We start from the raw sequence: 26,525 nt of genomic DNA, 5'->3' as shown, positions 1-26,525 counted from the left end.
AGTTCGGGCCCGCGCTAGTCGTCGGTGCGGCGGACCACCAGCGCGGAGTTGAAGCCGCCGTGGCCGCGGGCCAGCACCAGGGCGGTGCGGACGGGCAGGGTGCGCGGCCGGTCCAGGACGAGGTCCAGGTCGTACCGCGGGTCGGGGTCGCTGTGCAGGGTCGGAGGCACGACGCCGTCCCGCAGGGCAAGGAGCGCTGCCGCCACGTCGAGCGGTGCCCCGCCGGAATACAACCGCCCGGTCATGGTCTTCGGGGCGGTCACGGGGACGCCCCGGGGGCCGAAGACGGCGGTCAGCGCTTCGGCCTCCGCCCGGTCGAGCGCGGCGACGCCGGCCGCGTCCGCGAAGACCACGTCCACGTCGGCGGCGTCCAGCCCGGCGTCGGCGAGGGCGGTCTCGACCGCCTTGCGCAGGCCGGGCGGACGGCCCGAGCCCGGCCTCGGGTCGAGCGTGGCGCCGTACCCGGCGATCTCGCCGTAGACGTGCGCGCCGCGCTCGCGGGCAGCCTCCGCGTCCTCCAGGACGAGGAGAGCGCCGCCCTCGCCCGGCACGTGCCCGCGCGCCGCCCGGTCGAAGGGCAGGTAGGCCCGGTCGGGGTCCTTGCCGGTGCTCAGCCTGCCGCCCGCGAGCTGCGCGACCCAGCCCCACGGGCACAGGGAGGCGTCAACGGCGCCGGAGACGACGAGCCGGGTGCCCCGCCGGATCTGCCGGCGGGCCTGCGCGAGGGCGTCGATGCCGCCGGCCTGGTCGCCGACCAGCACACCGCTGGGTCCCTTCATGCCGTTGCGGATGGAGATCTGGCCGCTGTTGACGGCGTAGAACCAGGCGAACGACTGGTACGCGGACACGTACTGGCTGCCCTGGCTCCACAGTTTGCGCAGCTCGTTCTGGCCGAACTCGAAGCCCCCGGACGCGCTCGCCGTGACGACGCCCATGTCGAACTCGGGGAGTTCGCCCGGATGCACACCGGCATCGGCGAGGGCCCAGTCGGCCGCCGCGAGCGCGATGCGGGTCATCCGGTCCGTCTGCGGGACGAGCCGTCCCGGCAGGTGCTCCTCCGCTACGAACCCGTCGATCTCACCCGCCAGTTGGGCCGGATACTGGCCGGGGTCGAAGCGCGTGATGCGGCCGATGCCGCTGCACCCGGCGAGAGTCGACTCCCAATAGGCCTGCGCGCCAAGGCCGTTGGGTGAGGCAACACCCAGCCCGGTGACCACGGCGGTGCCGCGACGTGCGCCCGTCACACCAGCCTCCGGTGTCCGGGCTCGGCGAGCACCATCGCGCTCTGGAAGCCGCCGAAGCCACTGCCCACGGTGAGCACCACGTCGGTCAACTGGTCCCGGGCGTTGAGCGGGACGTAGTCGAGGTCGCACTCCGGGTCGGGGGTGTGCAGGTTGGCGGTGGGCGGCACCACGTCGTACTCCATGGCCAGCACCGACGCGGCGATCTCCAGCGAGCCGATCGCGCCCAGCGAGTGCCCGATCATGGACTTGATCGAGCTGATCGGGGTCCGCCGGGCGGCGTCGCCGAGGCTCCGCTTGAAGGCGGCGGTCTCGTGCCGGTCGTTCTGCCGGGTGCCCGAGCCGTGGGCGTTGATGTAGTCGATGTCGCCGGGGTTGATCCGCGCCTCGTCCAGGGCGACGCGGATCGCCTCCGCCATCTCGGCGCCGTCGGGGCGCAGACCCGTCATGTGGTACGCGTTGCTGCGCGTGGCGTATCCGGCGATCTCCGCGTAGACGTGGGCGCCGCGACGGCGGGCGCTCTCCAGTTCCTCCAGTACGAAGACGGCGGCGCCCTCCCCCAGGACGAACCCGTTGCGGGTCCCGTCGAAGGGGCGCGAGGCCGTCGCGGGGTCGGCGGAGCGGGGGGTGGTGGCCTTGATGGCGTCGAAGCAGGCCATCGTGATCGGCGAGATCGGCGCGTCGGACGAGCCCGCGACCATGACGTCGGCGGAGCCCTCGCGAATCAGTTCGGCGGCGTGGCCCACGGAGTCGATGCCGGAGGTGCACCCGGTGGACACGACCGTGCCCGGCCCCTCCGCGCCGACGGCCCAGGCCACCTCGGTGGCGAAGGAACTGGGGACGAAGTGGTCGTACAGGTGAGAGACGGCGTAGGTGTGGTCGACCAGGTCGAGCCGCCCGCCGTCGCTCACGACCCGGTACTCCGCGTCCAGCCCGGTCGTGGCGCCGACGGCGCTGCCGACCGTGACACCGACCCGGTGGGGGTCGAGCGCCGCGAGGTCGATCCCGCTGTCCTCGACCGCGCCGCGCGCCGCGACCACGGCGAACTGGGCGGCCCGGTCCATCCGTCGGACCTCCTGCGGGGTCAGACCGTGGGCGTAGGGGTCGAAGTCGATCTCGGCGGCCACCCGGGAGCGGAACGGCGCCGGGTCGAAGAAGGTGATGCCCCGGGTCGCGGTGCGGCCCTCGCTGAGCAGTTGCCAGAAGTCCTTGGTGCCGATGCCCCCGGGCGCGAGGACCTCGACACCGGTGACGACGACACGGCGCTCCGTCATGCGGAGGCCTCCCACGAGTAGAAGCGGGAGGCCGTCGCGTCGGCCGGGGAACGCCAGGTGGCGGGGTCGTACGCCTCGATGAACGGCTTGAGGTCGTTGCTGATGCCGACGAACAGCGGGTCGTGGCGCGCCTGTTGGATGCGCTCTCCACCGTCGGCCGAGTCGAAGTCCTGGAGGTGGAAGTACAGTCCCCGGTACGAGAACAACTGGCGTCGCCGTGTTCCCATCCGGTGCGGCATGTCGGTCGCGTCGAACGCGGTGAACAGCCGCGTCACCTCGTTGCCGGCCTCGGGGGCCATACGGGCGACGATCAGGGTGCTGTGCATTCGTGACACTCCTTCGATACGGGCATGCCGGACTGCCGACACGTGTGGGCCGTCCGGAACTGGGGCCGGCGGCGCGGTCGAAGACGGCGTCCCGATTCCCCTGTCCAAGCCTCGCTGGCTGCCAAATGCCCATCAAGACAGACCTGTTCAGGACTGCGTCAGCTTCTGTCGGGGTTCGGCAGGACCAGGCGGCCAGGACAGGGGAACGTCAGACGGAGGTGGGGGGAGTGTCGCTTTCCAGGGGCGGGCGAGGCACCGAGCCGACCGGGTCCGGGGCACACATCGGCAGCCGGCGGACGGTCGGCACGGTGGGCGGGACGGCATCCAGGGCGCGTCGGCCCCAACGCGTCCGGCGCCAGGGAGGGCGTTGAAGCCGTCGGTTGACGCCGGGACAGACACCGCAGCGGGCCAGGGCGGGCAACCGGGCGAGCCGGACGCCGACAACGGGGCGGGGCCCGCGCGCGCTACCCGGCGGCAACCGGAAACAGCCGGAGGAACGGCTTACGAACGCCACAGCGATCGGGGGGAGCCACGCGCGCCGCGGCGAGCCGCACGGGGACGCGCGGCGTGGGGCGTGCGGCACCGGGACGTGCGGCGGGCGAACACCCCGGGCAGACGCCAACGGCTCGCGAGGCGCGCCCTGTTGGCGGCCGACCGAGGATGCCACCGCCTCGCCCCCGCCCGGCGCGCGCCGCTCGGGACGGCATCGGGTCCGACGCCGAGAAGGACGGGCAGCGGGGCGACGACGCGGTCCGCGCTCGCGCCGCTCGGACGCCGCGTCCGTCAGACGGCGCGCAGGGCGCCGGGCCGGCGCCCTGCGAGAAGGTCGAGGGCGGCGGCGCTGGCGTGATCGGCCGGGAGGTGGACGACGACCTGCTGATCGTCGTCGGCGGGCAGGCCCAGCGTCTCGTACGCGAGCCGCACCTCGCCCGCCTCGGGGTGGACCATGCGCACGACACCGTTCGGACGCGGCAGTCCCGGCACGGTGACCAGCCGCCCGGCGAAGGATTCGCCGCAGAACACCGTCAACTCCGCCATCAGCGCGCCGACATGGGCGTCGGTGCTGCCCGGCCCCTGCTTGAGGGCAGCGACCTGCTCGTCGGCCACGGTGTCCCAGTCCGGGTAGACGGTGCGGGCGCGCGGGTTGGTGAAGACGAAGCGGGCGAGGCTGGGCCGGACGCCGTCGAGGAGGCCGAGCGGTTCGGCCAGGCGCCGGTAGCCGTCCGTGCAGGCGAGGATCTCGCTGAGCCGGTTGAGCACCACCGCGGGTGCCGGTTCCAGTTGTTCCAGGAGTGCGCGGACCGTCTGCCGGACCGCCCGGTTGGGCCCGGCCCCGCCCTGGCAACTGAAGCCGGGGTCGGCCCCTTTGGCGAGGCGATGCAGGTGCACGCGTTCGCTCGGGGTCAGCCGCAGGGCGTCCGCGAGGGCCGCCAGCACCGGCGCGGAAGGCCTGCGGTCGCGGCCCTGCTCAAGTCGCGTGACGTACTCGACGCTCACACCGGCGAGGGTCGCGAGTTCGGCGCGGCGCAGTCCCGGTGTGCGGCGGCGAGGCCCGGTGGGCAGCCCCGCCTCCGCCGGTGTGACGGCTTCCCGTCGCAGCCGCAGGAACAGGCCGAGTTCGTTGGTGCTCACTCGGCGAACGCTACACCGGCCGGACACCGCGGATCGTGGCCCTGCTGCTACCAGTCTTCGCCCGGTCTCCCTCTCCGGCGGCCCGCCCGGCACCGTGGGGTGCACGCCCCGTCATGGGACGGCACAACCCCTCCCAAGGAGAAGCAGCACGTGTCCAGCTCAAGACTGAATCTCGCAGTGATCGTCGCCAGTGTCCGGGAGGGCCGCTTCGGCCCGGTGGTGGCCGACTGGTTCGTCGAACAGGCCAAGGTCCACGACCAGTTCACGATCGACCTGATCGACCTGGCGGACGTCGAACTCCCCCTCGTCCTACCGCCCACACCGCCGGCCCTGGACCCCCTTCCCGAGCGCCCCGAGGGCATGGGAGAGCTGACCCGCCGACTGGAGGCGGCCGACGCGATCGTCATCGTGACGCCCGACTACAACCGCAGTCTCCCGGCGTCCCTCAAGATCGCGATCGACTGGCACTACACGCAGTGGCGGGCGAAGGCGATCGGCTTCGTCGGATACAGCGGCCTCAGCGGCGGCCTGCTCGCGATCGAACACCTGCGTCAGATCTTCGGCGAACTGCACGCGCACACGGTCCGCGACTACGTCGCCTTCCCCGGCTACTACAACCTCTTCTCCCCCGACGGCACCCTCCGCGACCCCCAGGGCCCGGAAGCGGCGGCCCGCACGATGCTCGACGAACTCCTCTGGTGGGGCGACGTCCTCCACGACGCCCGCGCGAACAGGCCGCGGCTGACGGCCAAGTAGGGAGGGACCGCCGGAGGCGACCGATGTCCGCGCGGCCCGCGGGGCCGATGTCCGCGCGGCCCGCGGGGCCGGGCGGCAGAACGGCAGCCGCCCCCGGCGCCCGTGACGGGCACGGACTTCACGGCGTTCCGCCCGGACCGGGCCGTCATGGCCGGCGTGCACCACGTGCGGTGGTCGCTCCGGCCGTGAGGTCCGCTCAGACGGTGGCGCGCAGGTGCTCCTGCGCCCACTCCTCGAAGCTGGTCAGGTCGATGCCCAGGGCGCGCGCGAACCGCGGGCGGGCCGGCTGGCCGAACACCTCCATGAACGCGTGGGTGGCGCCCATCGCGGGCATGCCGGCGGCGAAGGCCTGCTCCTCGGTCATGTCCGGTGCCGACAGCGTGGTTCCCAGGGCTCGGGAGAGGATCGCGGCGATCTCCGTCATGGTCAGGTAGTCACCGGCGAGCTCCAGCTCCGTCCGGTGGAACGTCGCGGGTGCCGCCAGGGCCGCCGCCGCCGCTCGGCCCACGTCGCGGGCCGCCACGAGCGCCAGATGCGTGCCCGGCTTCACGACCGTGACCAGACCGCCCTCGACACCGCGCGGGAAGTAGAACCGCATGGACGGCTCGAAGTTCTCCATGAAGAACGACGGCTTGAGCAACGTCCAGTACGGGAAGTCGAGTTCACGCAGCCGGTCCTGGATCGCCGCCTTCGTGCCGAGCGGGGCCTCCATCATCGACCATCGCCCTTCGGCCCAGCCCGGAGCCTCGACATGCCGGCCCACGCCGCTGGTCGAGGACTGGACGAACTGCTCCACTCCGGCGGCCCGTGCGGCCCTCATGAGGTTGGTCGCCTGAGCGACCTCGCCGGGGAAGTCGAAACCCTGGTCGGTGTACGCGGGCATCTGCACGGAGAAGACGGCCCGCACCCCGTCCACGGCCGCGTCCAGGGTCACTGAGTCGTTGAGGTCTCCCACGACCAGCCGGGCGCCGAGTTCTTCGACGGCCCGTGCCCGCGGTGTGTTCGGGTCGCGCACCAGGGCCCGTACCGGTGTTCCTTCCGAGAGCAGGGCGCGCGCGGTGGCGCCGCCCTGGCGGCCGGTGCTTCCGGTGACGAGGACCGGTGCTGCGGCAGTGGTCACGGGGGTCTCCTCGAACGTTCGAGCACGGCAGAAACGGCGGGGCCCGCCGTTTCGCGGTCGCTACGATACGGCGGGGGCCGCCACTTATCAACGTTGGGGAGACCATGACCGGCAAGCGCTCGGACGCCCGCCGCAACTACGCGCACATCCTCGCCGTGGCCGAGGCGGAGGTGGCGGCGCACGGCGCCCAGGCGTCCCTGGAGCAGATCGCCCGCACCGCGGGGGTCGGATCCGCCACCGTGCGGCGGCACTTCCCCAGTCGCAAGGCACTGCTGTCGGCCGTCTTCGAGCAGCGCGTGCACGCCCTGTGCGAGCACGCCGTCGTCCTCGCCGACGAGGACGACAGCCGTGCGGCCCTGGTGCGCTGGTTGCGCGAGCTGCTCGACTACTCCCTCGCCGCACGCGGTCTGGCCGACCTCCTCTCGTTCGAGCCACTCCAGGAGGAGGTCACCCGAGACTCCTGCGCGGCGGACATCGGTGCGGCCGGAGCCCTCCTGCTGCGCAGGGCCATCGCCGAGCGGGCCGTCCGGGCGGACGTCACCGTCGACGACCTGCTCACCCTGATCGTCGGAATCGCCCTGGCCACCGAGAACTACACCGACCCCGCGACGCCGGCGGACCGCGCCTTCCGGCTCGCCGTGGCGGGCCTCGCCGCCACCGGCTGACCTCGACGGCGCGACCCGCCGCATCCGCCGGAGACCTGTCGGGGCCGATGCCAATGCCGCTGCGCGGCGGGACTCCGGTTGTGCATCTCCTGGAGCCCCGCCGCGTGTCACAACCACTGCTGCCAGGTGTCAGCCGACCCGGGTCACCGTGCTGGGGGTGAGGGTGACGGGCCCGACAAGGCCGTTGGCCTGCGCGGTGCGCGAGGAGAGCGCGCTGTTCAAGGTGCGCAGGCGGTTGATCAGTGTGGTGGAGACCTTCACGGTGATCGTGTTCCTGCCGGCGTGGAGGTAGGTCCCAATGTCAGCCGTGGCGCTGAGTTGGTCGGGTGTGGCGACTTCGGTGCCGTTCACCGTGAGGGAGAAGGAGTCGGTGACCTGGCCGAGGCTCAGTCGCGCTCCGGTGCCCTTCTTCCACGACGACGGCAGGGTGACCGTCGTGGCGTAGGTTCCGACACCGGAGGCGTCCTTCAGCGCCGGGATGTCGGTCCAGGCCTTGAGCTGGTCGAGGTCGACGTGAACGGTCTTCTTGCTGGTCCTGGCCGCGTCGGCGCCGGTGGTGCCGTAGGGCGCGGCCGGCTTCCAGTCCTCGGCGTCGAGTGTCCAGGACGCGGAGGTGAGGTCGATGGCGGGGCCGGCGGAGGAGACCCTGGTGGTCACCTTGCGGCCGTTGCTGAGCGTGGTGGTGTAGGTTCCCGCCTTCGCCGCCTCCACGGCGAGAGTGCCGTCGGACCGCAGGACGGCGCCGTCGGCCGTGGTGGACACGACGTGAGTGGCCTTCGTGCCGGAGGCGCCGAAGCGCCTGGGGTTGCTGCTCAGGGCGATCACGGTGGTGTCGTCGCCGGAGAGGGACACATGGACGGTGACGCTGTCCTTGTGTGTCGTGTACTCGGCGATGGGGGTGATCTCACCGGTCCACGTGTTGAGCCGGTACGGAGTGCCTCGGCCCTGGAGGGTGACGTCGGTCTCGGTGGCAGGGGCGGACGTGTTCGGGTCGAAGAGCGTGGCGGGCTCGTCGTCCTGGGTGACGGTGGACTGGTTGTAGATCCAGTAGTAGTCGGTGTCCGCGTCCTGCCGGTGTACGGACAACAGCGGTCCGGCGTCGGCCGGTTGGGCCGACGGCTGGACGCCCAGCTTCCGCAGCAGGCCCGGAACGTCCGACTCCGCGGCGACCGTGTGGACGGACTTCTGCTTCAGCAGGGCGGCCATGGTGGCCGCCACCTTCTTGTCGGCCGTGGCGTCGATGCCCGGTGAGGTGGCGGGGGCCTTGCCCACCACGACGATCGGGAGGCCGGCCCTGGCGAAGCCGAGGATCTTCTTCGCGGTGTCCGCCGGTACGCTGTCGCGGGAGGCCGCGGCGGTGGGCAGCTGTGCGCTGTCCAGGACCAGAGCCTTGTAGTCGGGTCCCGCGACGGCGAGTTGCTTGTTCCTGACGGTGGCGTTGGGCTCCGCCAGCAGGGTGGGGTTCACGTAGTCACGGGTGTAGCCGGCCTCGGCCAGCTTCGGGTCGGACCAGTACTGCAGGGCGTTCTGGGTGTAGGGCTGCGGGTAGGTGTAGTTCTGCATGTAGACCGCGATGTCCGTCTTGGCCTGCCCCTGGGTCAGGACGAGTTGGCTGCGGGCGAAGTAGTCGTTGTACGCCTTCGCGTCCGATGCCCAGTCCGGATTACGGTCGCCCCAGGATCCGGAGAAGCTCGTGGGGAAGAGCGAGTAGCCCGGCCAGGTCGAACTGCTGCCCGTGTCGGACGGGTAGGTGTGGTAGACGAGCTTGGTCACACCCCCGGCATAGGCCTTGTTCATACGGACGACCTGGTCCTGAAGGGTCTGTGCGTACGCCTGGTTGACCGCGGCCGAGCCTTCGATCGAATACCACTTGTTGCCGGTCATGTGGTTGGCGGACGCCTCGGGCAGGTAGTTGTCCACCTCGTCGCCGAACCACAGGGTCTCGGTCTCCGGCCGGTCGAGGTTGGCTGCTGCCTCGATGGAGTCCACCGCGGCACCGTTGTCGCCGTAGGGCTGAAGCCGTACCGCGTAGCCGTAGTTGGCGGCGGCCCATTTCTTGATGGGCTTGACGTTGTTGTCCAGCCAGAGGTCGGTGCGCGCCTGGGAGAAGTCGTTGCGGAACTTCTTCGAGGTCGTGGCGTCGAACTGGAAGGCGGGAGTGGCGCCGCCGAAGCCGGAGGCGGGGAGGTTCACCAGCAGGGGCAGGTAGTCGGTGATGGAGTAGCCGGCCTCGCGGCGGAAATCGGCCTTCATCGTGTTGCTCCACGTGTCCGTGGGGCTGCCCCGGTCACCGGTGTGGGAGTCGTAGAAGAAGTCGCCGCCGTTGACCCGCATCAGCTTCTGGAGCGGGGCGAACTGTTCGTCCATGTTGTCGGTCAGCACCTTGGTGCCGGCCTTGGTCAGCAGGTCGGGCTGGGCCTGGACGCCGACGCTCCAGAAGGTGAGCAGCTCCCAGTCTCCGCCGGACGGTGCCGTCCAGTCGATGCTGCCCGCGGTGGTGCCGCCGTTGACCCCGTCCTTGTTCGTGCCCTTCACCCGGGAGGTCAGATCGACGACGGAGTTCTTGTCCAGGGTGGTGGCGGCGTTGGCGGAGCAGGATCCGTCGCACCGGTAGGCGAGGACCGAGACGAGGGTCGTCCGGTCGGCCGTCGAGGGTTTGGGCAGGGCGCCCGCGTAGGTGCCACCGCCGCTCACCGTCGCGGATCCGTAGGACAGTTGCTTGCGCGCCTGGTCGTCGTTGATGGAGAAGCCGTCCGGGGCGGACACCGGCCCGTGCGACAGACTCAGCACGATTCCCAGGCTGTTGGCCGTCCTGTAGAGCGCGGCCAGCTTGTCCGTGTCGGGAAAGGAGCCCTGTCCGATCTCGGCGCCCGCTATCCCGGCCGATGCCATCTCCCTGAGCTCGCCCTGGAGTTCGGCGGTCGAGGAGTCCGCCGAGAGGGGCCAGCGCACCCACGGCCGGTCCGCGGAACCCGGATCGGCGAATTGGCTCGCGGTGAGCCGGGTGCCGAGCGCCGACTGTGCGGGCCCGGCCTTGGACGAGCCCGCCTGCGCCTGACCGCTCGGCTCGGCAGCGCCGAGGCAGGCCGCTCCCAGCAGGGCCAGAACCAGCGCGACCGCCGGTGCCTCCCGACGTCTCACCATGTGTCTCTTCAGGTTCACGCGACCATGCCTTTCGTCCCGCCGACGACGGTGTCGGCGCCCTGACTGAAACGATTCAATTCGACTCGAACCCCAATTGCTTGAGGCCGTTCGGGATGCGGGACGACAGTAGGACCCGCTTCTGTGCGGGTCAATACGCGTGCAGACATGGATGGACGCATCGCGGAATACGCGAATTCACCAATGCGTGGCGAAAGCAAATTGAACCGTTCAATTACCCCGGGCCTGCACTCGCCCCCTGGGGGCGCGCTCGTGGCCCGGCAACGCCTCCCGCCCGTCGGCGCCCAGGCTTTGCAGCATGCCCCTGGACACCATCTCGGGCTCCCTCCCGCAAGGGTTGGCGGAGACCCGCGGGGGGGCTCGGGGTGTCGGTGGGCGTGTGGCTGATGACGATCGGGGGCTCACAGGTCCCCGGGTACGGCCCGGGGGCCGGTATGGGTTGGCCCCACCGGTCCCCGGGTCCGCTTGCCGTCGGTCACTGCGCGGGAGTCACCGACAGGGACACTAGGGAGGCGTGTCCGCGGTCCCAACCCGACACGGTCAGCGCGACGTAGCGGGCGGTGGCGTTGACGTCGAGAGTGCCGCTGAGGCGGCGGGTGCGCAGGGAGCCCGCCGACCGGTAGGTCAGGCCGTCGGTGCTGAACTCGACCGCCGCCGCGGGGACCCGGCCGGCGGTCCACTCGGCTCGGATCTCCCGCAGGGCGGTGGCCGCACCGAGGTCCACGACCATGCGGGCGTCGTCCGCACCCGGCCGCCACGAGGTCGACGGATCGCCGTCCACGGCCGCCGCCGGATCGGACATGCCCGCCGGCAGGGGGCCGGTGGGGAAGGTGGCGCAGCCCAGTGCCGCGTCTGCCAGCGGATACGGCACCGCACCGCGCACCGTCACTTCGGTGGTCCGGCCGGGGCGGACCTTGACGACCGCGTGGCTGCCGCCCGGCGCGGTCGCGACCAGCAGCGAGCGCGGGCCGCTCACACGCAGCGTCGCCGCGTCGACCACTTCCACGGTGGTGCCGACCGGCACCTTCCCGGAGCCGCTCGCCCGCAAGGTGAAGCGGGTCGGCGCGACCTGTGCGGAGGCGGCCGGCAACTGCGCCGCGTAGTCGGTACCGGCCTCGGTGACCTTCTGCTTCCCGGCGTACAGCGACACGGCCGCACGGTCCTGGGGCACCGACACCGTGGTGGAGACCGCGGCGCCCGACAGGTTGAACAGGCTCAGGTGGCCGCCCGCCGTACTGGCCCGGACCACCGTGGCCCCGGTCGTCGGAGCGGGCCGTGCCGCGGCGGCCCTGACGGCGGCTGTGGAACCCGTGGGCAGTCCCTCCACCAGCAGGGGTGCGGCCGGGCCGTCGGAGAGGATCACCAGGTCGCCGTAGACGGACAGAGGATGGGCACCGCCGCGCACCACCAGCCCGGCGCGGCCGTCCACCGACAGCCACCCGCCGCTGCTCGTCAGGTCCGCCTCGGGGAAGCGTGCCAGGTCGGTCCACGTCAGGCCGTCGGCGGAGCCCTGCACCCGGTACGCCTGACCGGCCGCGACCTCCCAGCTCAGGACGACACGGTCGAAGGACACGGTCCGGCCGAGGTCGACCGCTATCCAGCTGTCCTTGCGGCTGCGTTCGCCCGTCGCGACCGCCCAGCGGGTCGTGGCGTTGCCGTCCACGGCCAGCGCGGCGCCCTTGCCGGTGTCGGCGGACGAGGCGGTGGCGGTCGCACCCCTGGCCAGGTCGGGGCCCTCGGCGCCGTCGTGGACCTCGACCGCGTAGAGCGAGTAGCCGTAGGTCGGGTGACCGTTGATGCCGAGCATCCGGACGTACCGGAAGGAGGCGCCGGGCACGTCGACACGGTCGACCCGCGGTCCGGGGCCCGCGGTGGTGCCGGCCTTCCCGCTGTCCTGCGAGGCGACCGTGGCCGTCGCTTCGGCGGCGGTGTAGGTACGGCTGCCGTCGAGCCCGGTCAGTCCCGGCATCGTCAGGTTCTGCACCTGAAGTCGTCCCTCGCCGTCGGCGGTGCCGCTCGTCGCGTAGACCACTGCGCCGGACGGCAGGGTGGTGAAGCCGGCGTAGCCGGAGTCGAGCGACAGCAGCGTCGCGCTCGCGTCGATCCCGTCCCGTACCCGGTGACAGGTGGTCACCGATCGGCCCGTCACCTTCCCGGCGGTGGACGGCAGGAACATCGACGTGCCACCGCTGAGCGCGAACAGCCAGTCGTCATGGGCCGGTTGCCAGGCGAACTTCACGAAGCCGGGCTTGCTGACCGCCGCTGCCCACGCGGCCGGAGTCTGGTGGGCGACCAGTCCCGGCCCGCTGCCGAAGTCCTTGACTCCGCTGGCCCGGTCGAACAGTTCCGTGGCGGACAGGGGCTCGACCACGCCGCCGTGGGCGGCCCGCCACTCGTGCAGCAGGTAGCTGATCGCCACTTCCGCGCGGGCCTCGGGTTCGTACTTGGGCTCGCCGGAGAACTTCGCCAGCCGGTAGAGGGGCGGGTACGCCTGGTACGGCGCCAGCCGGGCCGCCATCGCCGCCTCGGCCCACGCGGCGGCGCGGTCACCGGTGACCTGGGCGAGGAAGGCCAGCGGGATGACGTCGCGGCCGTAGAGGTGCTCGCGGTCGTTGACCATCGGCATCAGCGGCTCGCCCGCGTCGCTCATCACCATCAGCAGGGTGCGCCACAGTGGCCCGGCGTTCGGCTGTGCGCTCAGCACCTGCGGCAGCGGCCTGCCCGCGGTGATGAAGTGGATGGCGTTGCGGCCGGAGGTGCGCCACAACTCCTCCTGGTAGTGGGGGCCGAAGGAGAGATGGTTCTCCACGATGAAGGTGTCGTACAGGTTCTGCGCGGTGTTGGCGCTGACCGGAACCCCGTCGACCGGCGTCGGGTTGGCCAGGTCGGCGGCGGGCAGCCCGGTCTCATTGCGGCTCCACACGCCGAAGTCGGCGGTCCAGTCGGCGTGGCGGGAATCGTCGGTGGCCCAGGCCAGCGCCGGGGCCAGCGACTGCGCGTAGACGCCCATCTCCTCCAGCTTGGTGTCCCCGACGAAGCCGCCCTTGAGCCCGTTGGTGGTCCAGCCGGCGGAGGCGGGATCGGCCGTGGTGCCCAACGCGTGCGTGTAGGCCGCCTGTTCGCGCACGAGCGTGTCGATGTTCTGCCGGGTGGCGGCGTCCAGCCGGTCCCACAGCAGCCGTGCGGCCAGCACGAAGTACAGCTGGAAGGTGGTGTCGAAGAACAGGGTCCGTCCCCACTCCGTGCCCCCGGTCAGGCGGTTGGAGGCGGCGAAGTGCGTGATGCTGTCAAGGGTGTGGGACAGCAACGTGTCCCGGTCCACCCCGGTCAGGTCCGCGTCGTAGGTGCCGCGGGTCAGCAGCACGGCGTTGCCGAGCACCACCGCGAAGCCGAAGTCCGTGGCGGTGTAGTGCCCCCGCGCGCTGTCCCACTGGGTCTCCGCCCAGCGGGTGTGCGTCAGGAGGGCCCGGTAGTAGGCGTCGGCCACCGGGTCCGGGGCTGCCGAGCCGCCGCCCGTCGCAGGTCGCGCCGGAGCGGCCTGGGCAGGCGCGGCGCCGAGCGCGAGAGGTGCGCCCGCCAACAGGGCCGTCACACCCGCGAGTTGAGTGAAACGGCGCCTGCCGAGTTCGGCGAAGTCGTGCGACACGGGCGTTCCTCCAGGACTCTGCGTCCGACAACGTTGTCAAACTGCCGGGCCGATTGTTCGCCCCTGTGTCCGTCGCCGTCAATAACCAGACAACATCCGGATGGCGTCCGGTCATCGAAGGTGCCCACGGCCGAGTGCGGGAAAGGGGCTGCCGGAAAGGCAGGCGCTTCGCGGCCCTCGGCGGCGATCCGGTGTGCTCCGGGTACCGACGTTCTCGGTAACGTGACCTTCCGCCGCATGGACGAGCCATGCGTCAGGCTGGTCCGTGAGGCGGCACCCGGCCGAGAGTGATGGGGCTGCAATGAGTGAACCGACGAGGCCCGAGGTCGACGTTCCGGAGGGTGACGCTCCTGTCGAGCTGACCGTCCGGGACCTGGTCGTGGGGGACGGAGCCGAGGTGAAGCCGGGCATGGTGGTCAGGGTTCACTACGTCGGGGTGACCTTCGAGTCCGGGAAGGAGTTCGATGCCTCCTGGGACCGGGGCGCACCGTTCAAGTTCGCCCTGGGCGGCGGCAAGGTGATCAAGGGTTGGGACCGGGGGGTGAGGGGGATGAAGGTCGGCGGTCGGCGCGAGATCATCGTTCCCCCGCGTCTCGGCTACGGCAACCAGTCGCCCTCGCCGTTGATCCCGGCGGGCTCGACCCTGGTCTTCGTGGTGGACCTGCTGGACTCCTGGTCGAGCACAGCGGGGTGGAGCAGGGCCTGGTGACCCTGCGGGTCCTCCCCCGCGGTGTCCGCGCCGGGGTGGGGTGGGCGCCGGCGTGCCCTTCGTTGCCGCTCCGCAACGGCGGGCGGCCGGGGCCGGTCCCCCCCCCCGGTGTTCAGGCGGCCAGCGGCGCGAGGTGGCGCCACTCGGTGAGCGGCAGACCCTTTCCACGGCTGATGGCGTGCAGTGCCACGTGGGTCGCACCGGCGTCGTGGTGGGCCTTGACGCGCTTCCCGATGGTGTCGACGTCGCCCCATGCGACGACGGCGTCGATCAGGTGGTCGCTGCCGCCTGCGGCGAGGTCTTCCTCGCTGAAGCCCTGGCGCAGCAGGCTGTTGGCGTAGTGGCCCATGCCGATGAACGGTGCGAGGAAACCGCGGGCCGTCGCGCGGGCGCGCGCGGGGTCGGTGTCGACCACGACCGCCTGGTAGGGGGCGAGCAGCGGGCCTGCGCCCAGGACCGCCCGCGCGCCGGCGGTGAACTCGGGGGTGACCAGGAACGGGTGGGTTCCCGCGCTCCTGCGGCCTGCGAGTGCGGTGAGCTTCGGACCCATCGCGGCGATCAGGCGCTCCTCGGCAGGGACGGGCTCCCGCGCCGCGTCGAGCAGGTCGAGGTAGTCGTCGAGTGCTGCGAGGGGGCGGTGGTTTCCGCCTGCGGCCCTGGCCGCCGCGGCGTCGCTGACGCCGACTCCCAGCAGCAGCCGGTGGCCGTACTCCTGACGCAGCCGGGCGTGACCGGCGGCCGTCTCGGTGGCCGGGTGGCGCCAGATGCTGAGTACGCCCGTGGCGACGACGGCGTTGTCGGTGGCGCGCAGCAGTCGCTCCGCGTCGCCCAGGATGTCCCCTCCGCCGAGGCCGGGGATCCACAGGGCGCCCCATCCCCGCTGGTCGAGTTCGGCGGCGGCCTCGTGGATCTCCACCGGGTCGTGGTGCAGGCGCAGTTCGGGGCTCCAGATGCCGGTCCTGCGGACGTCCATGTCGTGCTCCTGTTCCCGCGGACCCGCCGCACCTCCCTCGCGGGGGAGGTGCGGCCGATGCGCGGTTGTCGTGGTTGTCAGATCTGGTTGGCGCCGCCGTCGACGAAGATCTCGGTGCCGGTGATGTAGCTGGACTCGCTGCCGGCGAGGAAGAGGGCCAGGCCGGCGACTTCGGCGGGCTGTCCCATGCGGCCGAGGGGGACTCCCCCGGCGAGGTTGTCCCGCAGCTCGGCGGCGGCCGCCTCGTTGGGGGCGAGGCCGTTGAGCCCGGGGGTGGTGATGGGTCCGGGGGCGATGGTGTTGACGCGGATGGCGCGGGTGCGCAGTTCGTTCGCCCAGGTACGGGCGAAGGACCGGACGGCCGCCTTGGAGGCGCCGTAGACGCCGAATGCCTCGTTGCCGACACTGGCGGCGGTGGAGCCCGTCAGGATGACGGAGGCTCCGTCGTTGAGCAGCGGCAGGGCCTTCTGCACGGTGAACAGGGTGCCCTTGACGTTGGTGCCGAAGGTGGCGTCGAAGTGGGCCTCGGTGACCTGTTCGAGGGTGGCGAACTCGCCGCCGCCCGCGTTGGCGAACAGGACGTCGATCCGGTCGCCGGCCTGTTCCACGGTGGCGTAGAGGCGGTCCAGGTCGTCGAGGTCCGCGCTGTCCGCCTGCACTCCGGTCACGTCGCCCCCGATCGTGGCGACCGCCTCGTCGAGGGTCTCCTTGCGGCGGCCGGTGACGTAGACCTTGGCGCCCTCCTGTGCGAAACGCTGCGCGGTGGCCAGTCCGATTCCCGAGGTGCCGCCGGTGACGACGACCGTCTTGCCGCTGAGCTGAGCCATGGTGAAACTCCTTGTCTCGTGATGGGCGGAATGCACCCGAACCATCCGTTCAACTTCCAACACCGCTACCGGCGTTGGGTGACACGTCACCCAAATGCTGTGGTGTCTTCCACGGCGAGGGCCATGGGGGGATACGGCGATGAGGTGGGCGCGTCAGCGCGTTCCTACCTGACCAGCCGGGCGAACTTTCTGAGCTCCTGGGCGAAGATCTCCGGCTGCTCGAACGCCGCGAAGTGACCTCCGGCGGGGATCTGGTCGTTGAAGTAGACCAGGTCCTTGTACGCGCGTTCGGCCCACACCTTCGGGCTGCGGACCAGTTCGTGGGGATAGACGCTCAGGCCGACCGGCAGATCGAGCGTCGTGAGCTCCGAGGTGCCGTAGTTCTGCCAGTAGAGCCGCGCCGACGACGCCGCGGTGTCGGTGAACCAGTACAGCGAGATGTTGTCGAGCATCTCGTCCCGGGTGAGCACACCCCCCGGTGCACCCGTGTTGTCGGTCCAGTCGAGGAACTTCTCGTAGATCCATGCCGCCTGGCCACTGGGAGAGTCCGCCAGGGCGTAGCCGATGGTCTGCGGGCGCGTGGACTGCTCCTGGAAGTAGCCGGAGTACTGGGAGGAGAAGGTCTGGATCTCCGCGAGAGCCTTCTGCTCCTCGGCGGTGGGGTTCGCCGACACGGGTGGGCTGAAGGTGTACTCCGGAAAGTTCAGCTCGACACCGAGCAGCCCCTCGGGACGCAGCTTGCCCAACTCGGTGGTGACACCGCCGCCCCAGTCGCCGCCCTGTGCGACGTAGCGGGTGTATCCGAGTCGCTTCATGAGTTCCGCCCAGGCAGCGGCGATGCGTGCCGTGGTCCAGCCCGTCTCGCGGGGCCGGTCGGAGAAACCGAAACCGGGGAGGGACGGAACAACCACGTGGAAGGCGTCCTGTGAGCTGCCGCCGTGCGCGGTGGGGTCGGTGAGAGGGCCGATCGCCTTGAGGAACTCCACGAAGGAGCCGGGCCATCCGTGGGTGAGGATCACGGGGGTGGCGTTCGCGTGCCTGCTGCGGACGTGCAGGAAGTGGATGCCCAGCCCGTCGATCCTGGTGCGGTACTGGCCGAGGTCGTTGACCTGCTTCTCGAAGCGCCGCCAGTCGTATCCGGTGCGCCAGTAGGTGAGCAGGCTGGTCAGCCGGTCGAGCTGGACGCCTTGGGACGCGTCGGAGACCGTTTCGGGGTCGGGCAGACGCACGCCGGCAAGGCGCTGCCGGAGGTCCTTGAGGTGTGCCTCGGGGACGCTGACACGCAGCCGCGTGACCCTCTCGGTTGCCTGGGGCAGGGTGAACGGGCTCAACGCGCCGTCACGAGCGTACACCGGCTCGGCTCCGAGGGCGGCGGGAACGGCTGTGGCCAGGCCGGTGAACGCGGCGGTGCGCAACAGGTTGCGGCGCGAGGGGCGGAACTCGGCGTTGTCGCCCGGTACTTCGGGGCGGAAGAGGGACCGCATGAGGTGGTGACTCCGGTCTTCGTTCGGCGCGCCGGACCGGGCGGTCGGCACGCGGAGGCAGGGGTGCAGCGGACGGCCGCAGGGCGCTGTGCGGCAGGGTGCGGCGGACGGCCGCAGGGCACTGTCCGGCAGGGTGCGGCGGACGGCCGCAGGGCACTGTCCGGCAGGCCGGAGCGCATTCCGGCCGGGGCAGCACGCGTACGGCTGCGGCTCGGGACGCGACGAGCGCTGCGGGCCCGTAGGCCCGCGGCCGCCCTGGCAAAGGCGGGCGGCCGCAGGGGGAACGGCCGACGCGCGGTCGGCCGCAGGAAGTCAGCCGGTCTGGAAGACGTCCTTGAGACTGGCGACGGCGAGCAGGACGGCGTGCTTCGCGGCCTCGGTGTCGTGCAGGGAGTTGACCATGACGAAGTCGTGCACGATGCCTCCGAACCGGGCGTTCGTCGCCGGTACTCCGGCCTGGCGGAGCCTGGCCGCGAAGGCCTCGCCCTCGTCGCGCAGCACGTCCGCCTCGGCGGTGATGATGAGCGCCGGCGGCAGGCCCGCCAGGTCCTCCAGGCTCGCGCGCAGCGGGGAGACGGTGATGCTGCCCCGCTCCTCCTCGCTCGTCGTGTACTGGTCCCAGAACCACTTCATGCCGTCACGGGCGAGGAAGTAGCCCTCGGCGAACTCCTCGTAGGAAGGGGTGTCGAAGGCGGCGTTGGTGACGGGGTAGAACTCGACCTGCTTGACGAACCGCACGTCGCCACGCTGCTTGGCGAGCAGGGTCAGCGCGATCGCCATGTTGCCGCCGACCGAGTCGCCGGCCACCGCGAGGCGCCGCGCGTCCAGGTTCCGCCCGGCACCGTCCGTCGTCACCCACCGCGCCACCGCGTAGCTCTGCTCCAGGGCGACCGGGTAGCCCGCCTCGGGAGCGTGGTCGTACTCCGGGAACACGACCGCGGCGTTGACCCCGACGGCCAGGTCCCGCACCAGGCGGTCATGCGTGTGGGCGTCGCCGAAGACCCAGCCCGCGCCGTGCACGTAGAGGATGACGGGCAGGGTTTCCGCCGAGGTGCCCGTCGGGCGGACGATGCGCACCTTGACGGAGCCGGTGGGGCCGCCCTGTATCTCCAGCCACTCCTCGTCGACGTCCGGCTTGAAGATCTCGGCGTCCTGGACCTGGTCCACCGCCTTTCGCCCTTCCTCCGGCGGGAGTTGGTAGAGGAAGGGCGGCTCGGAGGTCGCGTCGACGAAGGCCTGCGCGGCAGGTTCGAGAGCGATGCCGCGGGGGTTGCCGGCCATGTGAATCTCCTTGTTGGTCATGGGTGTTGTGGGAGGGCGCGCTCAGTGGGCGAACGCCGCGTCGAGGTTGTTCAGCACTCCGAGCTGGCCCAGCAGGACCGTTCCGGAGGGGTAGCAGTTGAAGGACTGGATCCGGCCCTCGCGCAGGCGGAACACGTCGCAGCAGGGGACCTGGATGGTGTTGCCGGTGGCACCGATCCTCCCGGCGGGCAGGCTCAGTTCACCCCGGTGCGTTCCGTTGAGGGACAGCTCGACGACGACGATGTCGTCCTGCGTGTAGACGTCGTAGAGCTCACGGTGCATGTCGGGGAATGCCTGGGCGTAGTTGCGCACCGGCTCTCCCACCTCGGAACCGCGGTAGGTGACGCCCACCGAGTGGTCCGTGAAGGTGCCCTCTGCCGTGAAGCAGTCGATCCAGCCCCGGATGTCCTGGATCTCCGCCACCTGATACGCGTTCCGGATGAACTGCTCGTTGTCGTTGGACATGACTTCCTTGTCTGGTCGGACGGACACGGAGGGCGAACCCTGGCCAAGATGGATGACATGTCACCTGTTTTTGGGGAGTGCGGCGCCCCGGTCGCCGCACGGACGTGCCAATGCGAGGGAGGCGAGAGGCATTGACCGCCCTGTCAGCGGTCAGCGGTCAACGGTCAGGCAGAGCTTCCGCCCGGCGCCCCGCCGCCTCGGGGTCCGCAGACCCTCAGCCGAGGGTGAGGATGATCCGGTCGCGCACTTCCCCGCTCTCCAGCAGCCGGTGCGCCTCGGCGGCGTCCTGCATGCGGACCAAGTGCCGACGCTTGATACGGAGTTGCCCCTCGACGAAGAGCCGCAGGCCCTCGGCAACCGCGTCGGCGGCGTGCTCGGCGGTCGGCCCCGACAACACGACACCGAAGCGGGCGGCGTCGTGGTCCGAGAGCGTGACGACCCGCTCCGGTCCGCCGGCCAGTTCGACGGCGTCCGCCAGCACCCCGGCGCCCGCGGCATCGAAGACGGCGTCCACCCTCCCCAACGCCCGTACGGTGCTGACCAGTTCGGGTCCGTAGCGCACCGGAACGGCGCCCAGTTCCCGGGTGAGCGCGTCGTCCTGAGGGCCGACGGCGCTGACCACCTCCGCACCCATGGTCAGGGCCAGTTGCACCGCGATGAGGCCCACGGAGCCGCCACCGCCCAGGACCAGCACCCGCTCACCGCGCACGATGCGAAGCAGGCGCAGGACACGGGCCGCCGCCTCGACGGAGCCGGGAATCGCGGCGGCATCCGTCCACGACACGGACGCCGGCTTGTGCGCCCAGACGGACGCCACCGCGTACTCGGCATAGCCGCCACGCTCCATGAGGAAGGCGCCGACCTCGTCGCCCACGGCGGTGCCCGTCACGTCGGCCCCCACGGCGTCCACGGTTCCGGCGACCTCGTACCCCAGGACCGCGGGCTCTCCGAGCGGAAAACGAAGCGCTCCGGACCGGATGGCGAGGTCGGTCGGGCTGATTCCGGCGGCCTTCACCCGAATCCGGATCTGGCCCCGGCCGGGCTCGGGCGGGGACACCTGCGACCACCTCAGCACCGACGGCGGCCCGTACCCGGTCATCACTACGGCCCTTGGCATCTTGCTTCTCCTTCTGCGGGCCCACCTGGCTCCGGGACGGATCTCGGCGGGCGAATCCTGGCAGGAAACGGCTTCCTCGCCGCTCCGGCACGCAGTGGCACCCCACCGCTCCGCGGGGGTGCACACCGGGGTGACGGCCTTGCGGCCACCCCGGGCTGGTGACGGGGTCCGTGGCAGCCACAGCCTCGCTCCCTCTCCCCCGCGTGATCCAGTGTGCCGGGGAGAGCACGACGGGCCATCAGCAGAATGACTAGGACGCCGCTGCCCGACCGGCGAACAACTCCGGGGCGCCGCACGGACCGGTGCCAGTGGCGCCTGCCGCGCCCGTCGCGCCCGTCGTCCCTGTCACGAACCGGTCCGTGGCCCCCGGGACACATCGGCCGCATCGGCCGCATCGGTCGCATCACCCGCGGCCGGAACGCTCACCGCGTCGGCACGGACCCGCATGGCGTCGGCCTCGGGGTTGCCGAGCAGGTCGAGCAGCCCGGCTGCCGTCAGCCACGCCGCGCGGGCGGCGTCACGCTCCCCCATGTCCATACGTGCCTCGGCCAAGTGGCCGAGCACGGCTGCCTGTTGGTAGCGGTTGAACACCTCGCCGAGCATCCGCGCGGAGGTCTCGAAGTGGGCGGCCGCCTCCTGCGGCTCGCCCAGCCGGTGCAGTGCGTAACCGTAGGTGTCCCAGGTGGCCGCCTCCATCGAGCGGTAGCCCGCCGACTGGAGCAGCGGAAGCGCCTCCTGGCAGGCCGCCACCGCCTCACGGTGGCGGCCTGCCAGGGTCAGGCACCACGCCAGTGTGTTGAGTCCCCGGCCGATGTAATGGGGGTCGGCCAGTTCACGGTCGGTGTTCAGCGCGGCGCGGGCGTGTTCGACCGCCTCGGCGTACCGGCCCTGCTGTTCGCGCACCAGGCTGATGAGGTGCTGGGTGTGCGACCGCTCCAGCACCGGCGCACGGTCGAGGTGCGTCTCGGCCAGGGCGATGACGGCATCGGCCTCGTCGTGGTCTCCGGTGGCGGCGAGCGCGTAGGCCAGCGCGCCGGCGCACGCGCAGACACTGCCGGCGTCGTCGAGAAGCAGGGCGGTGTCCAGGGCGAGGCGCTGGACGGCCCGTTCGTCGGCCCACTGCCCGCGCGCCTGGAAATAGTGGGTGCACACACGGGCCAACCGCATTCTGATGCGCAGCAGTCGCGGGTCCTCGGCTGCGCGCAGGGCGGCCAGGACGGTGCTCTCCTCCTGCTCGAACCAGACCGCGCCCTGCTCCCGGTCCTGAAGGAGCACCCGTGCGACACCCGGGCCGGGAAGGTCGAGCTGCTCGGTCCCCTGATGGGTTCTTCCGATCGCGCTGTTCGCGGCGCGCGCGTTGTGGTGCAGGTACTCCAGCAGGCGCTCCTGGGCCGCGAAACGGTCGTCACCCGCGTGCTGCCACAGGTCCAGAGCATGCGCGCGGACCAGGTCGTGCAGGACGTAGCCGCCCTCGGCACCCCGGGCGAGCAGGCTGGCCGTGGTCAGGGTGCGCAGCAGCCGGCGGGTCTCGGGGACGGGCTCGCCCACGGCCGAGGCGGCGGCCTCGGCCGAGAACGCCGGTCCGGGCAGTACGGCGAGGTGGCGGAACAGACGGGCGGCCGAAGGAGCCAGGGCACGGTAGGACCAGGACAGCACCGCGCGTACGTCGGCACGCGGGTCGTCGGCGGTGAGCGCGTCCAGCGGAGAGGCTGCCTGGGCGAGTTCGGTGACCACCGCGCGCAGAGGGAGGGCGGGTTCGGCGGCGAGACCGGCGCCGACGACGGCGACGGCAAGCGGCAGCCGCCCGCACAGTTCGACCAGTTGGCCAGCGTCCGCGGGCGCGGCGGCCGTCCGGTCGGCACCGATGCGCGCCTCCAGGCCGGCCACCGCCTCGTCGCGCGTCCACACGTCCAGGTCGACGGTGTGCGCGCCGTTCAGGGCGGCGAGCCCGGTGAGCCGTTCCCGGGAGGTGACAACGGTCAGGCAGCCGGCAGCTCCCGGGAGCAGGGGGCGCACCTGCTCGGAGTCTCGGGCGTTGTCCAGGAGCACCACCAGGCGGCGCTGCGCCGCCTGCTCACGGAAGAGGGCGGCCCGTGCGGTGAGGCTCGCGGGCAGCGCGTCGGACGGCACGCCCAGCGCACGCAGGAACCCGCTCAGCACCTCCTGCGGTTCCGCGGCCGCGGCTTCGTCGGGGTCGAAGCCGCGCAGGTCGACGTAGAGCTGGCCGTCGGGGAACCGGTCGGCGACCTGGTGTGCCCAGTGCACGGCCAGGGCGGTCTTGCCCACTCCGCCCATGCCGCCCACCGCGGTGATCAGTACGTGCTCCGGTCGGCTCCCGATCTCCTCGGTCAGCCGCAGCGCCCGCGCCAGTACCTCCTCGCGTCCTCTGAACACCCGCAGGTCCGGGGGCAGTTGCCGCGGTACGGACGCGGCGTCCGGGGCCTGGCCGCGGGCGGCCCGTGTCAGGGCGCGGCGCTCGTCCTCGTTCAGCCCGAGCGCGTCCATCAGCTCGGCCAGGGTGCTCTGGCGGGGCACACTCCGTCCACGCTCAAGGTTGCTGACCGCCCGGGTGCTCAGTCCGCACGCGTCGGCGAGGGCCTCCATGGTGAGCATCGCCCGGAGACGGGCCTCGCGCAGGAGCGCCCCGAAAGTCGTCGGCTCCATCCGCTTCCTCCGAGGGTCGACTCGGCACCGTCGAAAGGATCATATGTCTCAGGCGTCCTGGATCCTTCCGCCGGGCGAGCCGCGCCCCCGAGGGCGGTCCGCACGCGCCGGTCGTGCGGACCTGCGCGGCTCACGGGGCCTGCGGGACCGGGACCGCGTACCCGGCATCGCGCAGAGCGTCCCGCAGGGCGGCCCTGGAGGTGACTCCGAGCTTGGGGAAGACGCGGTACAGGTGAGCTGCGGCGGTGTGCGAGGAGATGTTCAGGCGCCGGGCTATCTCCTTGTTGGACAGTCCGCCGGCCGCGAGCTCCGCGATCCGCAGTTCCTGTGGGGTGATCGCCCCGGTCCTCCCCCGCTCGGCCGCGGACACGGCGACCCCGGTCAGGCGCAGCTCTTCTCGTGCCCGTCCCGCCCACCGTGCCGCCCCCAGCCGGTCGTAGGCAGCGGCAGCCGCGGTCAGATGGGGTCGCGCCGCCGTGTTCGCCCGGCGCCGTCGCAGCCACTCGCCGTACCAGAGCTGCCCGCGCGCGTGCTCCCAGGCCCACTGGGCGGCACCCGGCAGCCCCAGCGCCTCCCGGTAGAGGAGATCGGCCGACGCGTCGTCGGCGAGCAGGGCCGAGCAGATGCCGAGCAGCAGTCGGTGGCGGACGGAGATGCCGTCGATCCCCGCGGCCTGCCCGGCTTCGAGGTGCAGGCGTGCCTCGCGCGTGCGGCCGGTGCGCACGGCGGCCTCGACCAGGTCCAGGAAGGCGCGCTGGGCGTAGGGGGCGGCCAGTGGCAGCCGGCCCGGTGCCGTGCAGGCGACGGCCTGTATGTACGCCTCGTCGAAGTCGCCGCGTCCGGCAGCGGCCCGCGCCAGGGTCTCGGGCACGGCGGACGCCAGCAGGTCGATCTGCCGCGGGGCGGCGAAGGCACGGATGCGGTCGTGGGACCGCGCCATCGCCTCCTCGTCCCCGCGTCCGGCGGCCACCAGCGCCGCCACGCAGTCGAAGAGCGCGGCGTTGTGGAAGTCGAGCCGTTCCTCGGCGCGGAGCCGTCCGCTCTGCGAGGACGTCCAGGCGGACTGCCAGTCGCCCCGCTGGTACGCGTCGTAGCAGCGTGCGAGAAGGACGGCGGGGCTGTTCTCGAAGGGGGCGCCCAGCATGGTTCGCCACGCACCGTCGTGGCCGCTGAAGCAGTCCAGGGCGACGCTCGCCCGGACAAGGCCCTCGATCTCCGGCGCGGGGGCGTCGGGCCGCAACGACGCGCTGTGCCGGTCCAGCGCGAGGCGGACGTCCCGGGTCGCCGCGGCGGGGTTGTTCATCGCGTCGAAGCAGATCCGCGCGGCGGGCGAGACATGCCCGAGCCAGCCGTGCAGCCGGGCCCACAGCGCGGGGCGGTCCGTCCACGCGGCGGCGTCGAGAAGCAGGTAGAAGGGCTCGTCCAGCGGGGTCCGCTCCTGCTGAGACTGCTCCCGCGGTGACTGCTCCCGTGAGGTCGGCTCCGGCACGGCGGCGTCGCCCGACGCGAGGCGGGAGGGCATCGCCTCGTGCACGGACGACGCCCGAACACGATCACTGAGCAGAGGAGCGAGAGCGCGGAAGGCCCCGTCCGCGTCACCGTCGCGGTGGACCATCACATAACCGGCGGCCGTCCTGCCCTCCGGCGTACTCGGGACGCCCCGGTCCAGGGCCCGCTGCGTGGTGTCCATCAGCCGCACCCGGCCTGCGGCCAGGGCGGAGCCCTCCAGGCGCCGGGCGCGCGCCGCCTCCTCGCCGCTCAGTTCCGCCGCGCGCCACAGAGCGGCGGCGGCCTGGGCGCCCTCGCCACGCGCCAGCATCCGCTGAGCCGCCGCGGCGAGGCCGCCCGCGAGGGACTCGTCCGGGTGGTCGGCCGCCTGGGCCAGATGCCAGGCGCGTCGGTCCGGTCCCCCGACTTCCGCCACGCCCAGGCGCGCATGGGCGGCGCGGTGCCAACCACGGGGCGAGGTGGACAACACGGCAGCGCGGAACAGCGGGTGACGGAACGTCAGCCGATCGGCAAGGGGGTCGAGGTCGATCAGACCGCTGTCGGCGGCCCGGGTCAGGCATTCCTCCTCCCAGGGCTCTCCGGCACCCGCCATCGCCACGCGCAGGCAGGCAAGGTCGCGAACGTCCTCTCCGGCCAGGGCCACGGTCAGCAGCGCCGTACGGGCAGCAGCGTCCAACTGCCTCACCGGTTCGGCGAAAGCGTCGTCCAGACCCGGACCGAACGGCAGGCACACGGGGAGTTCCTGCGATCCCTCGCGTTGACCCGCCGTCAGGTGCGCGGGGAACTCCACCAGGGCGAGGGCATTTCCCCGCGCCTCCGTCAGCACACGACGCCGCACCTGCTCGTGCAGCCCCGGGTGGCGGAGGTCGAGCAGTGCACGCGCCGCTCCGGACTCCAGCGCCGGGACGTTCATCCGCAGGGCGTCCCTCGTGTCGATCGGCGAGGTACGTCCGGTGCGGGCCGCCAGCAAGAACCGCGGTCCGACGTCGCCGAGCCGGCGCAGCAGAAAGGTGAGCACCTCGGCGCTGGGCACGTCGACCCAGTGGATGTCCTCTGCCAGCACGACGAAGGGGCGTTCCCGGGCCGCGCGGCGCATCAGGTCGAGGACCGCGTCGGACACGCTCAGTCTGTCGGGCCGCTCGCCGTGCCTGCGGGTGAGTGCCCGTTCCAGTACTTCCACCTGGTGGGGCGACAGCCGCTCCAGGTGTCCGGCCAGCTGATCCACGAGTTGGTGCAGAACGGAGAAGGCGAGGTCGCACTCGCTCCGCAGACCCACCAGCCGTACGACCGTCAGTCCCGCCGCGCGCGCCCGACCGGCCGCGTGCGCGGCCAGGGCACTCTTGCCCACCCCCGGATCGCCGACCATCAGCAGGTGGGCGTCCTCGCCGAGCGGTCCCCGCGGAGGGTCACCTGCCGCACCGGCCCGGTCCCCGGCCGCCAGGCGATCGACCCACTGTTCCAGCCTGCGTATCTCGGCGTCTCGCCCCACCAACACCGGTGTCTCCACCGTGTCCTGCGCGCTTCTGATCGACACTCGCCGTAACCCCTATGCCCATGCGGCTGCTTCCTTCGCAGCACGTCCTCCCACGCCGCTGTCGCGTCGGCGCGGTGCCCGTCCGTCACAGCGGCGGACGGGCCAGGAGGTCGTCGAGT

The 26,525-nt window shown here is 71.9% G+C and carries 18 protein-coding genes; 3 read left to right on the top strand and 15 right to left on the bottom strand.

Features of this window, described 5'->3' with window-relative positions:
- Window positions 1-14: 14 nt before the first annotated feature.
- The 4 genes from ACFZA0_RS18120 to ACFZA0_RS18105 form a co-directional block, all read right to left on the bottom strand.
- Complete coding sequence (locus tag ACFZA0_RS18120) at window positions 15-1,244, bottom strand: beta-ketoacyl synthase N-terminal-like domain-containing protein (RefSeq protein WP_391017413.1); 1,230 nt, start codon at window positions 1,242-1,244, stop codon at window positions 15-17.
- Window positions 1,241-2,515 carry a beta-ketoacyl-ACP synthase II gene (locus ACFZA0_RS18115; RefSeq protein ID WP_391017411.1) on the bottom strand — a complete coding sequence of 425 codons (1,275 nt, stop codon included), beginning with the start codon at window positions 2,513-2,515 and terminating at the stop codon, window positions 1,241-1,243. The genes ACFZA0_RS18120 and ACFZA0_RS18115 overlap by 4 nt, the downstream gene beginning before the upstream one ends.
- Entirely contained in the window at window positions 2,512-2,841 is a 330-nt protein-coding gene (locus ACFZA0_RS18110; protein ID WP_391017408.1) for a TcmI family type II polyketide cyclase, read from the bottom strand. Before ACFZA0_RS18110 ends, ACFZA0_RS18115 begins: the two co-directional genes overlap by 4 nt.
- 783 nt (window positions 2,842-3,624) lie before the next feature.
- A complete protein-coding gene (locus ACFZA0_RS18105; RefSeq protein WP_391017405.1) occupies window positions 3,625-4,473 on the bottom strand; it encodes a helix-turn-helix domain-containing protein in 849 nt (282 codons plus the stop codon).
- Between the two features lie 150 nt (window positions 4,474-4,623).
- Here ACFZA0_RS18105 and ACFZA0_RS18100 point away from each other — a divergent pair, with 150 nt between their 5' ends.
- Window positions 4,624-5,229, top strand: a complete 606-nt coding sequence (locus tag ACFZA0_RS18100; protein WP_391017402.1) for an NAD(P)H-dependent oxidoreductase — start codon at window positions 4,624-4,626, stop codon at window positions 5,227-5,229.
- Between the two features lie 196 nt (window positions 5,230-5,425).
- Here ACFZA0_RS18100 and ACFZA0_RS18095 read toward each other — a convergent pair whose 3' ends face one another.
- A complete protein-coding gene (locus ACFZA0_RS18095; protein ID WP_391017399.1) occupies window positions 5,426-6,349 on the bottom strand; it encodes an NmrA family NAD(P)-binding protein in 924 nt (307 codons plus the stop codon).
- Between the two features lie 104 nt (window positions 6,350-6,453).
- Between ACFZA0_RS18095 and ACFZA0_RS18090 the strand changes: the two genes are divergently transcribed.
- A complete protein-coding gene (locus tag ACFZA0_RS18090) occupies window positions 6,454-7,014 on the top strand; it encodes a TetR family transcriptional regulator (RefSeq protein WP_391017396.1) in 561 nt (186 codons plus the stop codon).
- A gap of 129 nt (window positions 7,015-7,143) precedes the next feature.
- On the opposite strand, the gene ACFZA0_RS18085 is transcribed toward ACFZA0_RS18090, so the two are convergent.
- Both ACFZA0_RS18085 and ACFZA0_RS18080 read right to left on the bottom strand, forming a co-directional pair.
- A complete protein-coding gene (locus ACFZA0_RS18085; protein WP_391017393.1) occupies window positions 7,144-10,158 on the bottom strand; it encodes a glycosyl hydrolase in 3,015 nt (1,004 codons plus the stop codon).
- A 493-nt stretch (window positions 10,159-10,651) separates the two neighbouring features.
- On the bottom strand, window positions 10,652-13,822 hold the full coding sequence (locus ACFZA0_RS18080; RefSeq protein ID WP_391017390.1) for a discoidin domain-containing protein: 3,171 nt from the start codon (window positions 13,820-13,822) through the stop codon (window positions 10,652-10,654).
- 301 nt (window positions 13,823-14,123) lie between these two features.
- On the opposite strand from ACFZA0_RS18080, the gene ACFZA0_RS18075 reads away from it, so the two are divergent.
- Window positions 14,124-14,531: an FKBP-type peptidyl-prolyl cis-trans isomerase gene (locus ACFZA0_RS18075; protein WP_391017387.1), complete on the top strand. Its 408-nt coding sequence runs from the start codon at window positions 14,124-14,126 to the stop codon at window positions 14,529-14,531.
- 112 nt (window positions 14,532-14,643) lie between these two features.
- Here ACFZA0_RS18075 and ACFZA0_RS18070 read toward each other — a convergent pair whose 3' ends face one another.
- The 8 genes from ACFZA0_RS18070 to ACFZA0_RS18035 all read right to left on the bottom strand — a co-directional run bounded on the left by ACFZA0_RS18070 (window position 14,644) and on the right by ACFZA0_RS18035 (window position 26,406).
- Window positions 14,644-15,504 (bottom strand): TIGR03620 family F420-dependent LLM class oxidoreductase, encoded by an 861-nt coding sequence (locus ACFZA0_RS18070; protein WP_391017384.1) that lies wholly within the window; start codon window positions 15,502-15,504, stop codon window positions 14,644-14,646.
- A 77-nt stretch (window positions 15,505-15,581) separates the two neighbouring features.
- Window positions 15,582-16,331 (bottom strand): SDR family oxidoreductase, encoded by a 750-nt coding sequence (locus ACFZA0_RS18065; RefSeq protein WP_391017381.1) that lies wholly within the window; start codon window positions 16,329-16,331, stop codon window positions 15,582-15,584.
- Window positions 16,332-16,495: 164 nt separating this feature from the next.
- On the bottom strand, window positions 16,496-17,815 hold the full coding sequence (locus ACFZA0_RS18060) for an alpha/beta fold hydrolase (protein WP_391017379.1): 1,320 nt from the start codon (window positions 17,813-17,815) through the stop codon (window positions 16,496-16,498).
- 312 nt (window positions 17,816-18,127) lie between these two features.
- Window positions 18,128-19,096 (bottom strand): alpha/beta hydrolase fold domain-containing protein, encoded by a 969-nt coding sequence (locus ACFZA0_RS18055; RefSeq protein WP_391017376.1) that lies wholly within the window; start codon window positions 19,094-19,096, stop codon window positions 18,128-18,130.
- Window positions 19,097-19,138: 42 nt separating this feature from the next.
- Window positions 19,139-19,582 carry a nuclear transport factor 2 family protein gene (locus tag ACFZA0_RS18050; protein ID WP_391017373.1) on the bottom strand — a complete coding sequence of 148 codons (444 nt, stop codon included), beginning with the start codon at window positions 19,580-19,582 and terminating at the stop codon, window positions 19,139-19,141.
- 214 nt (window positions 19,583-19,796) lie between these two features.
- A complete protein-coding gene (locus tag ACFZA0_RS18045) occupies window positions 19,797-20,699 on the bottom strand; it encodes an alcohol dehydrogenase catalytic domain-containing protein (RefSeq protein WP_391017371.1) in 903 nt (300 codons plus the stop codon).
- A gap of 345 nt (window positions 20,700-21,044) precedes the next feature.
- Window positions 21,045-23,363, bottom strand: a complete 2,319-nt coding sequence (locus ACFZA0_RS18040; RefSeq protein ID WP_391017368.1) for a helix-turn-helix domain-containing protein — start codon at window positions 23,361-23,363, stop codon at window positions 21,045-21,047.
- A 130-nt stretch (window positions 23,364-23,493) separates the two neighbouring features.
- Complete coding sequence (locus ACFZA0_RS18035; protein WP_391017365.1) at window positions 23,494-26,406, bottom strand: AAA family ATPase; 2,913 nt, start codon at window positions 26,404-26,406, stop codon at window positions 23,494-23,496.
- Between the last annotated feature and the right edge of the window lie 119 nt (window positions 26,407-26,525).

The organism is Streptomyces sp. NPDC008150, assembly GCF_042956945.1.
GTDB lineage: Bacteria > Actinomycetota > Actinomycetes > Streptomycetales > Streptomycetaceae > Streptomyces.
The sequence above is the reverse complement of the archived record's forward strand: the minus strand, read 5'-3'. Positions and strand labels throughout refer to the sequence as shown.

Excerpts from the sequence above, each read along its gene's own strand:
- ACFZA0_RS18115 (WP_391017411.1), bottom strand. The coding sequence starts at position 2,515 with ATGACGGAGCGCCGTGTCGTCGTCACCGGTGTCGAGGTCCTCGCGCCC.
- ACFZA0_RS18110 (WP_391017408.1), bottom strand. The coding sequence starts at position 2,841 with ATGCACAGCACCCTGATCGTCGCCCGTATGGCCCCCGAGGCCGGCAAC.
- ACFZA0_RS18090 (WP_391017396.1), top strand. The coding sequence starts at position 6,454 with ATGACCGGCAAGCGCTCGGACGCCCGCCGCAACTACGCGCACATCCTC.
- ACFZA0_RS18085 (WP_391017393.1), bottom strand. The coding sequence starts at position 10,158 with ATGGTGAGACGTCGGGAGGCACCGGCGGTCGCGCTGGTTCTGGCCCTG.
- ACFZA0_RS18075 (WP_391017387.1), top strand. The coding sequence starts at position 14,124 with ATGAGTGAACCGACGAGGCCCGAGGTCGACGTTCCGGAGGGTGACGCT.
- ACFZA0_RS18070 (WP_391017384.1), bottom strand. The coding sequence starts at position 15,504 with ATGGACGTCCGCAGGACCGGCATCTGGAGCCCCGAACTGCGCCTGCAC.
- ACFZA0_RS18065 (WP_391017381.1), bottom strand. The coding sequence starts at position 16,331 with ATGGCTCAGCTCAGCGGCAAGACGGTCGTCGTCACCGGCGGCACCTCG.
- ACFZA0_RS18060 (WP_391017379.1), bottom strand. The coding sequence starts at position 17,815 with ATGCGGTCCCTCTTCCGCCCCGAAGTACCGGGCGACAACGCCGAGTTC.
- ACFZA0_RS18055 (WP_391017376.1), bottom strand. The coding sequence starts at position 19,096 with ATGGCCGGCAACCCCCGCGGCATCGCTCTCGAACCTGCCGCGCAGGCC.
- ACFZA0_RS18050 (WP_391017373.1), bottom strand. The coding sequence starts at position 19,582 with ATGTCCAACGACAACGAGCAGTTCATCCGGAACGCGTATCAGGTGGCG.
- ACFZA0_RS18045 (WP_391017371.1), bottom strand. The coding sequence starts at position 20,699 with ATGCCAAGGGCCGTAGTGATGACCGGGTACGGGCCGCCGTCGGTGCTG.
- ACFZA0_RS18040 (WP_391017368.1), bottom strand. The coding sequence starts at position 23,363 with ATGGAGCCGACGACTTTCGGGGCGCTCCTGCGCGAGGCCCGTCTCCGG.